9 protein-coding genes are annotated in these 11,104 nt (G+C 70.9%); 1 reads left to right on the forward strand and 8 read right to left on the reverse strand.

Annotated elements, in window-relative coordinates:
- Window positions 1-100: 100 nt before the first annotated feature.
- The 7 genes from ABZ749_RS18270 to ABZ749_RS18300 form a co-directional block, all read right to left on the reverse strand.
- Entirely contained in the window at window positions 101-1,729 is a 1,629-nt protein-coding gene (locus tag ABZ749_RS18270) for a regulator (RefSeq protein ID WP_357229184.1), read from the reverse strand.
- Window positions 1,730-1,741: 12 nt separating this feature from the next.
- The gene (locus tag ABZ749_RS18275; RefSeq protein WP_357229187.1) at window positions 1,742-2,434 is read right to left on the reverse strand and encodes an isochorismatase family cysteine hydrolase; all 693 of its coding nucleotides are present in this window, start codon (window positions 2,432-2,434) and stop codon (window positions 1,742-1,744) included.
- Between the two features lie 9 nt (window positions 2,435-2,443).
- Complete coding sequence (locus tag ABZ749_RS18280; RefSeq protein ID WP_355496682.1) at window positions 2,444-3,133, reverse strand: isochorismatase family cysteine hydrolase; 690 nt, start codon at window positions 3,131-3,133, stop codon at window positions 2,444-2,446.
- Window positions 3,134-3,170: 37 nt separating this feature from the next.
- Window positions 3,171-4,961: an allophanate hydrolase gene (atzF, locus tag ABZ749_RS18285; protein ID WP_357229191.1), complete on the reverse strand. Its 1,791-nt coding sequence runs from the start codon at window positions 4,959-4,961 to the stop codon at window positions 3,171-3,173.
- Between the two features lie 100 nt (window positions 4,962-5,061).
- Complete coding sequence (locus tag ABZ749_RS18290) at window positions 5,062-5,727, reverse strand: GntR family transcriptional regulator (protein ID WP_124853711.1); 666 nt, start codon at window positions 5,725-5,727, stop codon at window positions 5,062-5,064.
- Window positions 5,728-5,976: 249 nt separating this feature from the next.
- A complete protein-coding gene (locus tag ABZ749_RS18295; protein ID WP_357229195.1) occupies window positions 5,977-7,635 on the reverse strand; it encodes a thiamine pyrophosphate-binding protein in 1,659 nt (552 codons plus the stop codon).
- Between the two features lie 12 nt (window positions 7,636-7,647).
- The gene (locus tag ABZ749_RS18300) at window positions 7,648-8,409 is read right to left on the reverse strand and encodes a cyclase family protein (protein ID WP_357229198.1); all 762 of its coding nucleotides are present in this window, start codon (window positions 8,407-8,409) and stop codon (window positions 7,648-7,650) included.
- 174 nt (window positions 8,410-8,583) lie between these two features.
- Here ABZ749_RS18300 and ABZ749_RS18305 point away from each other — a divergent pair, with 174 nt between their 5' ends.
- Complete coding sequence (locus tag ABZ749_RS18305; RefSeq protein WP_357229200.1) at window positions 8,584-9,798, forward strand: GAF domain-containing SpoIIE family protein phosphatase; 1,215 nt, start codon at window positions 8,584-8,586, stop codon at window positions 9,796-9,798.
- A 540-nt stretch (window positions 9,799-10,338) separates the two neighbouring features.
- On the opposite strand, the gene ABZ749_RS18310 is transcribed toward ABZ749_RS18305, so the two are convergent.
- A complete protein-coding gene (locus tag ABZ749_RS18310; RefSeq protein WP_357229203.1) occupies window positions 10,339-10,725 on the reverse strand; it encodes a hypothetical protein in 387 nt (128 codons plus the stop codon).
- Between the last annotated feature and the right edge of the window lie 379 nt (window positions 10,726-11,104).

The raw sequence follows: 11,104 nt of genomic DNA on the forward strand, positions 1-11,104 counted from the left end.
CATCAGCCGTCTGCTGACGTCGGGCGGCGTTGCACCGGCCGGCGCCTGCAACTTCCCGGGCCGGTCGGGAGCCGTGACGCCCCCGACCGGGCCGGCCGGCTCACCCGCTCACTGCCGACGTCCGCTGCTCCTCCGCTGACCGATCGGTGACCGGCCCGGCCCGACCCGGTTCCACGTCCGGCTCGACCTCCTCCGGGCCGGGCTCGCGGGGCGTGGGGCGGCCCAGCGCGAAGACCACACAGATCACCGCGACGAACAGGTAGCCGAGCGCCACCTGGCCGTTGGCGTTCCACTCGATCCGTTCGCCGTGGATCAACCCGATGAACGACAACAGTGCACCGGAGCCGGCGAAGATCGCGGCCCGAACGAACCGCTTGTCGATGATGAAGACCACCACCGCGCCGAGCACCAGGCCGGCGAGGATCGCACCCTGACCCAGCACCAGAAGCCCGTCGTAGATCACGCCAGCGCCGTTGAGCGCATCGTCGCCGACCGCCGCGGCGGTGGTGCCCGCCGCCGCCAGAGCGTTGTCGATCTGCCCGGTCGCCCAGGCGGCGATGTTCGGAATCAGCGCCGCGACCACTGCGGCGGCGTGCGCCCTGGGGGTCGCCTGGAACGCCTGCGCCCCGATCAGCAACCCGATGTAGAGCAGAATCGGCACGATCGCCGCCGTCGGGAAGATCGCGCCGAGCAGCCCGAACATGCCGAAGAAGCAGAGCAACGCGATCACCACACCGGTCGCCATCGAATAGCCGCTGCGCCCACCGGCGGCCTTCCAACCCGGGTGACCGACATAGACGGCCGGTGGGAACGGCGAGCCGAGCGCGGCCCCGATCACCGCACCCGCGCCATCGGCGAGCAGCACGCTGCGCAGGTTGTAGTTGTCCCCCGCGGTCGCCGCGCTCTCCACGTTCGTCATTCCCTCGGTGAAGTTGTAGACGCCGAGCGGGATCGCCGTCGCCAGCAGAGGCGCCATGTCGACCAGCCCGGCGAAGAGCAGGTCCAGCTTGAACGAGGGCACGGCGATCGCGATGTCCCGGGCGGCGGCCGTGACGTCCGGCACCGACATCGCACCGCCGGCCCAACCGATCGCGGTACCGAGCAGCAGTGCCGCGAGCCCGATCGGGAAGTTGAACGGCAACTTCACGTCGGTCAACAACCCGATCAGCAGCAGCGCGAGGACCGGCAGGGCGACCCAGGCCATCCGCCACATCTGCCCGGCGGGGTTCATCGAGATGAACGTGATGGAGATTCCCGCAAGGGTGCCGAGCAGCGCGGCCCGTGGCGCGTACCGGCGGATGTAGGGCCCGACGAACGCGCCGATCAGCACGATCACGCCGATGATGAAGGCCCACGCCAGCCCGGCCTCCCAGGCCCGCACCGGATCCTGGGTGCGCAGGTAGATGGGGAGCATGATGACGAAGATGACGATGAACATGTGCGGCACGCTCGGCCCGTACGGCAGGGCCGTCACGTCGGTGCGGTTCTCCCGTCGAGCCAGCCGGCGGGCCAGGTAGGTGTAGTAGATGTTTCCGGCGACCAGGGCGATGCCCAGTGCCGGCAGGATGGTGCCGAACACCTCCCCCTCGGGGAGGTTCACCACGGCGAGGCAGAGCCCGGTCAGGGTGAGCACGTTGACCAGGACGTTGACGCCGAATCCGAAGAACGCGTTGGTGTCGCCGCGGACCCAGTACGGCAGCGCGACGCTTGTGGGTTTGGTCGAGACCATGACTGCTCCCGGTCAGGAGGAGGGCTGCAACACGGGGGTGGTGGGTAGCGCGGCGCGTACCTGCAGCGAGTCGGCGACCCAGCCGAAGATGCCGCCCTGGGCGGCGATCATGTCGAGCCCGACCCGGTGGAATTCCGGGAAGTAGGACCCGACGCAGTCGGCGAGCACGAGGCACTCGTACCCGCGGTCGTTGGCTTCCCGGACGGTGGTGTGCACGCAGACCTCGGTGGTGACCCCGGTGACCAGGAGGCTGCGGACACCCCGCCCGGCGAGCAGGACGTCCAGGTCGGTGGCGTGGAAGGCACCCTTGCCGGGCTTGTCGATGACCGGCTCGTCGGGCAGCGGCCTCAGCTCGTCGATGATGTCGTGGCCGTACTCGCCGCGGACGAGGATGCGACCCTTGGGTCCGGGATCACCGATCCGCCTGCTCGGCGCACCGCGGCTGAGCTTGGCCGGCGGACAGTCGGACAGGTCGGGCAGGTGCCCCTCGCGGGTGTGCACGACACTCAGGCCGACGGCGCGGGCGGCGGCCAGCAGCGCCGCGAGCGGTGCGATGGTGCGGCGCAACTGGGCGACGTCGTTGCCCAGGCTCTCACCAAACCCGCCGGGCTCCAGAAAGTCGCGCTGCATGTCGATGACGAGCAGCGCCGTGGTCGAGATGTCGAAGGCGTACGGGCTGGGCCGCGCCGCCGCGATGGTCACCATGGGCGCACCTCACTCGGCCGTGGCGGCGATGACGTCGTCGGATGTGGTGACGCAGCCGAAGACGCCGCCCTGCATGGTGACCATGTGCAGTGCCGCGTCGTGGTTGGCCTTGTCGGTGGCGCCGGTGCAGTCCGAGAGGATCAGGCACTCGTACCCCCGGTCGTTCGCCTCGCGCATCGTGGTGTGCACGCAGACGTCGGTGGTGATGCCGGTGAGGATCAGGTGGGTGATGCCCCTGCTGCGGAGCACCAGGTCGAGGTTTGTCGCGTAGAAGGCACCCTTGCCGGGCTTGTCGATGATCACTTCGCCGGCCACCGGGGCCACTTCCGGCACGATCTCCCAGCCCGGCTCGCCCCGGACCAGGATCCGGCCGGCCGGGCCGGGCGCGCCGATCTCGGCGCCGATGCGCGCCGAACGCCACAGCTTGTTCGCCGGCAGGTCGGACAACTGCGGGTCGTGTCCCTCCCGGGTGTGCACGACAAGCATCCCGAGCGATCGCGCGTGCTCGAGCAACCGGGCAGTGGCCGGCAGGCCGGCCCGGGTGAGGCCGATGTCGTAACCCATCGCGTCGACGTAGCCGCCCGGTCCGCAGAAGTCGGTCTGCCAGTCGATGCAGAGCAGTGCGGTACGCGCGGTGTCCGCCGCGCCGTCGTAGGGCCACGGGTAGGGGTTGGCCGTTACCGGCCCGATGCTGCCCATCCTCTCGCCTCCTGTCGTGATCGCTGATGCTGGCGCGTCAGCGCCGGGCGGCGGATCGGCGGTAGGCCCGCCACCCGCCGCTGGCGCTGATGTCCTCGGCCGGCGGGCCCGCCGCGTACGCTTCGCAGAGGAACCCGAGCACGTCACGTCCGTCGTGCAGCTGGACCCAACCGAGCGAGAGGGGTGCTGGCACTCCGGCCAGCAACCCACCGAGAGCCGCGCTGGGCAGCCGCCACAGCTCGACCTCGATCGGGTGACCGTTCGCGCCGACCCGGACCAGACCTGGCAGCCCTTCGCCATCGGGCGTGTCCATCCGGTACAGCCGGTAGAGCGGCGCGGTGCGGGCGGTACCGGCGAGGACCGCGCCGCGCCCGAGCAGCTCGCCGTTGCGGGATTCGCCGGTCAGGTGCCGGCCGACCACTGCGACAAGCAGCTCAGCCGAGCGCTGGGGAGGTGGCGGGCTCGCCTCGACCATCTGGGTCGACGCGCCCTCGGTGACCGCGGCGGCCAGCCTGGCCAGGGTGGTGTCGCTGAACGCCGGGCCGACCAGGGTCAGGCTCGCCGGGCGGCCGGAGCTGGTGAACCCGTTGGGTACGGTCACCGCGGCCAGGTCGAGCAGATTCGCGAACTGGGTGTAGCGGCCGAGCATCGCGTTGCGCCCGATCGGATCCTCGGCGATCTCGTCGAGCGTGAAGGTGGTGCCGACGGTGGGCACCACCAGCACGTCGACGTCCTGCCAGAGCTGGTCGACCTGGGCTCGCAGTTCGCGCAGGCGGTGTTGACCGCGGAAGGCGTCGATCGCGTCGTAGCGACGCCCGGTCTCCAGTACGGCACGGGTCACCTCGAAGACCGACTCGGGGTGCGACCGCAGGAAGCCGTCCAGGGCGACGAGCCGCTCGGCCACCCAGGGCCCCCGGTAGAGCAGGTCGCCCGCCTCGAAGAAGGCACCGAGCGGCACCGACCGACGGGACCCGACGAAGGTGTGCAGCCGTTCCACCCCCGCCGCGAACCGGGCCTGCTGCCCGCTGTCGCCGAAGAACTCCAGGTCCTCCGCCCGGGGCACCCCGAGGCGGAGCGTCCCCGGCGGGCGGGGAACCACCCGCTCGGCCGGGAACGGACGTCCCCAGGGGTCGGTCGAGGTGACCGCGCGGGCGGCGTGCAGCACGTCGAGAGCGCCTGCCACGTCGGTGGTGAAGACCGACACGCAGTCCAGGGAGCGGCAGGCGGGCACCACGCCGGCCGTACTGAGCAGACCCCGGGTGGGCTTGAGACCGACGATCCCGTTGAGCGCCGCCGGCACCCGACCGGAGCCGGCGGTGTCCGTACCCAGGGCGAAGCTGACCTGGCCCGCAGCTACGGCGACCGCTGAGCCGGAGCTGGAACCCCCGGAGATGAGGCCGCCGCCGAAGACGCTCTGGCAACTGCCGTACGGCGAGCGGGCGCCGGTCAGACCGGTGGCGAACTGGTCGAGGTTGGTCTTGCCGACAAGCAGCGCGCCGGCGTCGAGGAGTCGCCGCACCACTGGCGCGTCCTCGACGGCCTCGTACCCGAAGTCGGGGCAGCCCGCGGTGGTGACCATGCCGGCCACGTCGATGTTGTCCTTCACCGCGAACGGGATCCCGTACAGCGGCAGCGCGGGATCGCCGTAGCGGCTCAGCGACTCGGCGCGCTCACGCAGACGATCGGCCGGGACGGTGCTGATCCAGACCGGTCCGTCGTCGTGCCCGGCGAGCCCGTCCAGGACTCGCTCGGCCTGGTCCGCCGGGGTCAGGCCGCCCTCACGGTACGCCGACCGAAGCTCCGAAATGGACCCTACTCGCTCTGGCATACTGTCGATTGTCGACTGTTCTGTTACAGGAACCCGCGCGTCACGTAACGACAACATGACGGCGCGTGGCCCGGACTCACCGGGCCACGGCCGACCTCGGCTAGCCCAGATACGAGCGAGCGCCGTGCCCGGAGAGCACGGTGAGCACCTCTTCCGGGTCTCCCCCGGCGACCGCCTCGAACAACCGCTCATGCCGGTGGACACCGTCCAGCGGCTGCGCCAGCTCCGCCTCCCGGCGCAGGTTGATCGCCATGTAGAGCTGAAGCTTCACCAGGATCGAGCCGTACACAGCGGAAAGCTGACGGTTACCGGCGAGTGCCACAAGCGCGACGTGGAACTCCCGGTGCGACTCGGCGACCGCCATCCGGTCGCCGGCCCGGGTCGCCTCCCTCAACTGGTCCAGCGTCGCCCGCAGTCCGGCGAGGTCACTCTCCCTGGCGACCGGGATCCCCGCCCGTACCGAGAAGCGTTCCAGCACGTCACGCAGCTCGTACAGCTCCCGCACGTCGCGGTCCGACAGGGTGGCGACCCGAACACCGCGCCGGGGCACGTGCTCGACCAGCCCCTGCTGGGCCAGCAGCCGCAGCGCCTCCCGCAACGGAGCCCGGCTGATCCCCAGCCGTCGGGTCAACTGCTCCTCCACCAGGCGTTCGCCCGGGTCGCTCTTGCCGCTGAGGATTTCCCGGGTCAGCCGAGAGACGGCGAGGTCCACCAGGCTGACGCTCTCCAGCTCACCATCCACCGTCGATGCGGCCACGTCGTCCACGCCGATGAGTCTGCCACCTGCCGCCGCACGACCCGCGTGTGCGCGCCCCGGCGCGGACCGGGTCGCCTGCGCCTGACCTACGTGAGGTTCTGCCGGCCCCACCCGCAACCGCCTGACCACGGCGTCAGGCGACGCAGAACTCGTTGCCCTCAGGGTCGAGCATGACGACGTGCCCGAGGACATCGCCGTAGCACTCCTCGCGGATCACTGTCCAGCAGGCCGGGGCGGCAGCGTGGGCACGACGGTGGCTCAGTGGCCACGGAACGCCTCCTCCAACCACCACGAGCCGCGCGCGGCGCTGACCTTGGCGTCGATCACCAGCGGTCGGGTACGGGGACCAGCGAGCCAGTGGCGTGCCGGTTCGAGGTCGTCGACGGTCCGGACGGTCAACCCGTCGCAGCCGTAGCCACCGGCGATCGCGGCCAGGTCGGTCTCGGGGAAGGTGACCGTCTCCAACGGGTGCCCGTCCGGCCCGAAGTGGTGCACCTCCGCCCCGTACGCCGCGTCGTCGTAGATCACCACGAGCAGGGGTAGCGCCAGCCGGACGGCGGTGACCAGTTCGGTGGCGGACATGACGAAGCCACCGTCGCCGACCGCGGCGACGGTGAGCCGGTCCGGCCGGGCGACCGCCGCGCCGAGCGCACTGGCCAGCCCGAGCCCGACCGACTGGAACGCCTGGGTGAAACAGAATCCGGCCACGTCCGGCACGTCGAGCCACATTGACGGGTAGCCCATGAAGTTGCCGGAGTCGACCACCACCGTCCGGTCGGCCGGCAGCAGGTCGTCCAGGGCGGCCGAGAGCCTCCTCGGGTCGATCGTCGCCGGGGCGCCGGCCCGCGCCGGCGCACTCTCGTCCCGGTACGGGACGGTCCGCCACCGGCCGTGGTCGCGGATCCGCTGTGCCAGCTCCGGCGTACGCCACCCGCCGGTGGTCGCGCCCGCGGGCCCGGTGGAGTCGACGCCCAGGCGAGCGAGCAGCGCCTCGGCGACAGTCGCCACTCCACCGGCCACGGTCAGGTCGACCGGACGGTTCACTCCGAACGCGGTCGGGTCGCGGTCTACCTGAACGACGACGGCGTCGGGCGGGATCAGTTCGCCGTGCCTGGTGGTCCACATATTCAGCGTGCTGCCCCAGGCGACGACCAGATCCGCCCCGCCGATCAGCTCGGCGGTGAGCGGGGTGGCGAAGCCGCCGGCCACGTCGAGGTTCCACGGGTTCCCGGCGAACAGCCCCTTCGCCGCGGCGGAGACCGCGAGCAACGCGCCGCACGCGTCGGCGAGCCGGATCAGCGGTTCCCGGGCCGAGCGGGCGCCCCGACCGGCGATGAACACCGGTCGGCGGGCAGCCTGGAGCGCGGCCAGCAAGGGCTCGACGTGCGGGGCGGTGACCGGGGCCCGCGCGGCCGCGGGGACCGGGCCGGACCATGGTTCGGTCACTGCCTGCTGCACCTCCAACGGGAGGCCCAGCACCACTGTCGCGCCCCGCGCGGCGGCCCGGTAGGCCGCGCCCGCGTCCTCGGCCGCGTGCGTCGCGCGTACCCGGTGGAAGTCGGCCCCGACCGCGGCGGCGAGTGCCGGCAGGTCGATGAAGAAGTTCGACAGCGGCGCGGTCGCCTCCGGGGCCAGGACCACCATCGGGGTACGGCTCTTCGCCGCCTCGGTGAGGCCGGTCAGCGCGTTGGTGACGCCGGGGCCCTGGTGCACCGAGAGCAGCCCCACCGTCCCGGCGGTGCGGGCGTACCCGTCTGCCATGCTCGCCGCGCCGCCCTCGTGGGCCGCCGCCACGAACCGGGCGCCGGCCGCGACGAGCGCGTTAGTGACATGGAAGTTGCCACTGCCGACCACCCCGAAGACGTGCCGTGCGCCGTGTCCGTACAGAACCCGCCCGACCACCTCGGCTACCCGCATCGGTGGTCCGGCCTACCGTTCGACCAGCGCGAGGACCCGGCACGGGCTGCCCGACCCGGAGACGATGGGCAGCGGCCCGGCGATCACCACCGCGCCGGTCGCCGGCAACTGCGCCAGGTTACGGAGCTGGGTCATGCCGTACTTGTCCTGACCCAGCAGGAACGAGTGGCACGGGAAGGGCGGGTCGAACGAGTGCGCGGCGCCCGCGTCGGTCCCGACCGTCTCCACCCCGACGCCCTGGATCGGCGACTCCTCGGCCAGCCAGCGGGCGCACTCCACGGAGATGCCCGGGGTACGCCCGGCGTTGGCGTACCGCTCCGGGTCGTCGCCGTACGCGTCCCAGCCGGTGCGGTAGAGCAGCCAGCCACCGCTGGGCAGGGCGCCATGTTCCGCCTCCCATGCCTTGACGTGCTCGACCTCGAGCAGGAAGTCGGGATTCTCGGCGGCGTCGGCGGCGTGGTCGATCACCACAGCCGGGGCGATCAACTGGCTCACCGGAACCTGCGACACGTCCGCGCCGTGTTGACCGGTGACCCAGTGCACCGGGGCGTCGAAGTGGGTGCCGGTGTGCTCACCGGTGGAGAAGTTGTTCCAGTACCAGGCCGGGCCCCTGTCGTCGTACCGGCTGATCTCGCTGAGTTGAAACGGCCAGGTCTGGCCGAACTGCTCGGGCAGACCCAGGATCGGGGTCTGGTCCGAGAGCGGAGCGGTGAGGTCGACAACCTGGATCCGGCCGCTGGAGAGAGCGGCGACAAACTCCTGCAGCACCGTCATGCGGCGACGGTACACCCGCTCACACTCCAGATAGGACCGACGCCCACAGGCCCATTCCTCCCGTGTCGGACCGGGGCGGTCACCCGGCGGGCAGGACCCCACGTCGGAGCCACGACACTGTTGATCTCGCTCCTGACGTGCGTTCGCCGCCGCGTCAGCGTCTAGGCTGCTTGGGTGGCCGACGCCGACCTGGTGACGAACGAGGAGCGACTGAGACGTATCGAGGCGATCACCGACGCCGCCCTGTCGGGGCTCAACATCGCCGAGTTGCTCGACGAGCTCCTTGAGCGGGTCCGCGACCTGCTCAAGGTCGACACCGCCACCATTCTGCTGCTTGACGACCACACCGGCGAGCTCGTCGCGACCGCGGCCAAGGGCCTGGAGGAGGAGGTGCGCCGCGGTTTCCGCGTCCGGGTCGGGCGCGGCTTCGCCGGCCGAGTGGCAGCGACACGCGCCCCGGTCACGATCGACAACGTGACACCCGACGACGTGGTGAATCCGATCCTGCTCGCCACGGGCATACGTGCCCTGCTGGGCGTGCCCATGCTCGTCAACGGCAACCTCGTCGGCGTACTGCACGTCGGCTCTCTGGCCCTGCGGCGGTTCGGTCCCGACGACGTGCGGCTGTTGCAGCTCGTTGCCGATCGCGCCGGCCTGGCGGGGCAGGCCCGAGCACAGGTTCTCGACCGGCAGGCGGCGCTGGCCCTGCAACGCAGCCTGCTACCCGGCCGGCTGCCCGACATCCCCGGCCTGGACCTGGCCGCCCGGTACGTGCCCGGCCACGACCTCGGCATCGGCGGCGACTGGTACGACGTGTTCACGTTGCCCTCGGGCTGGCTGGGTGCCGTCATCGGTGATGTCTCCGGCCACGGGCTGCCGTCCGCCGTCGTCATGGGACGCATCCGCAGCGCGCTACGCGCCTACGCTCTCGACTCCGACGATCCCGCCACGGCGCTGACCTCCCTCGACCGCAAGATCCACCACTTCGAGGCGGGCAGCCTCACCACCGCCGTCTACGCCCTGATCGCACCCGACCGCACGACTGTGCACCTCTCCTCCGCAGGCCATCTGCCACCGCTGCTGGCCGTCCCCGGCCACCCCACCCGGCCTGTCAACCTGACGGTGGATCGCCCACTCGGTGTGGGTCGACCATCAGTCGATCGCCGCACGACCGTTCTGGACCTACCGCCGGGTGCGGCGCTCGTCCTCTACACCGACGGACTGGTCGAACGCCGCAGCGAGGTGATCGACACCGGCATCGAGCGTCTCGCCGGCGCCGTGCAGTCGGGGCCAGCCGAGGCGTTGTGCGACCACATCATGATCACCACCGCGGAGGAGCGTCCCAACGACGACATCGCTCTGCTGGTCATCCGCCGCCTGAGCCACTGAACGTCATCGTCCTCGCCCCACCAGCTCGTCGGCGCCGAGGAAGTGGCCGAGGGAGCGGTAGATCGAGCACAGTTCCTCACCCCGGTGTTCGGTACCTCGTGCCCGCCCAGAGGCCTGTCCGGGGTGATCCGTCGGTACTCCTACCGCAGGTACAGCGAGGGACGGGCCGCCCACTGGCTGCTCCTGCTCGCTGCCGACCGGGTGGACGCGGTCGAGGGCACCTTGGCGTCGTTCCTGAACCGCCACCCTGACAGTCCGATCACCGAAACCGGTGTCCTGAGCGAGTTCACGCACCACGGGCTCTCGTCCCGGCTGAGCGGCAAGCGGGTCGACCGCGTCCACCATCCGCTCGACCCGGTCCTCGTCGCCGCGCCCTGGGTGCTGGCCGCGGGGGTCGCCTACCTGGCCCTCCGCCGGGTCGCCGGCCGCACAAGGAACGAAGCCGGCCTCCGCGGTGGAGCCGCGCCGAGACACTTCCCCTGGCGGCACCGAACATCGAACGGCCTCGCTTCAACCCACCTGCGCGCCACTAGTGGAGGATCAGCAGGGGGTCAGCTGCCACGTCACCTTCGTCACGTTGACCGGTATATACAGGTTTCCCCCGGTCCCGCCGGCAGGAGCGCAGTTCTTGAAGGGAATCGACGAGCCGAAAGTGAACCCGGATATCACGGCGTCGCGGCCTGTGCCGTTGTAGAAGTTGAACCCCTGGATGCTGCCGGTCCACTCGCTGTTGGTCGTCAGAGACGGCGTCTCCACGGGACCCTGCGGCGGGTGATTCCAGTTGGGCCAGATGCAGAGCATGCCCTGCGGGCAGTTCCCGGAGCCCCAGTTTTGTATCGACACTCCGGGTGCTGCCGCCGAGGCGGCGGGGGCGGTGGCCAGCACGCCTGCGACGGACGCGGCGATGGCGATGGATTTCAACAGCACGGTTCACCTGGTTTCATAGACGCCGGTAGATGCGGAATTTAAACTACCGGCGGAAAATTGACAGGTCAAGCACCTGAACGACGTAGTCCGGGCGGGTCACTCGGAAGCTGGCGTCCATCACTGCCCACGGGAGAGCCGACCGCGTTCTCACCCGACGGCGCCACTCGTCTGAGGTCAGGGCGGTCCGGGAGGCGCGGACCGCCCTGAATGTGAAGCAGTACCGGGCTCAGCCCTTCTCGCCCGCCTCGGGTCGAGTCGCGAAGTCGTCATCGGTGGCCCTTGTACGGGGGTGCCCGGCCGACCTCAGGACATCGGGACCGCCGAGGACTACCTGGCCCAGGCGCGGGTGCTCTCACCGCTCTGGCCGCTGACCGCCGAC

It is taken from the genome of Micromonospora sp. NPDC047753 (genome assembly GCF_040642735.1).
In the GTDB taxonomy this organism is placed as follows: Bacteria; Actinomycetota; Actinomycetes; order Mycobacteriales; family Micromonosporaceae; genus Micromonospora.

Coding starts and splice junctions, on each gene's coding strand:
- ABZ749_RS18270 (WP_357229184.1), bottom strand. CDS start 1,729: ATGGTCTCGACCAAACCCACAAGCGTCGCGCTGCCGTACTGGGTCCGC.
- ABZ749_RS18275 (WP_357229187.1), bottom strand. CDS start 2,434: ATGGTGACCATCGCGGCGGCGCGGCCCAGCCCGTACGCCTTCGACATC.
- ABZ749_RS18280 (WP_355496682.1), bottom strand. CDS start 3,133: ATGGGCAGCATCGGGCCGGTAACGGCCAACCCCTACCCGTGGCCCTAC.
- atzF (WP_357229191.1), bottom strand. CDS start 4,961: ATGCCAGAGCGAGTAGGGTCCATTTCGGAGCTTCGGTCGGCGTACCGT.
- ABZ749_RS18295 (WP_357229195.1), bottom strand. CDS start 7,635: ATGCGGGTAGCCGAGGTGGTCGGGCGGGTTCTGTACGGACACGGCGCA.
- ABZ749_RS18300 (WP_357229198.1), bottom strand. CDS start 8,409: ATGACGGTGCTGCAGGAGTTTGTCGCCGCTCTCTCCAGCGGCCGGATC.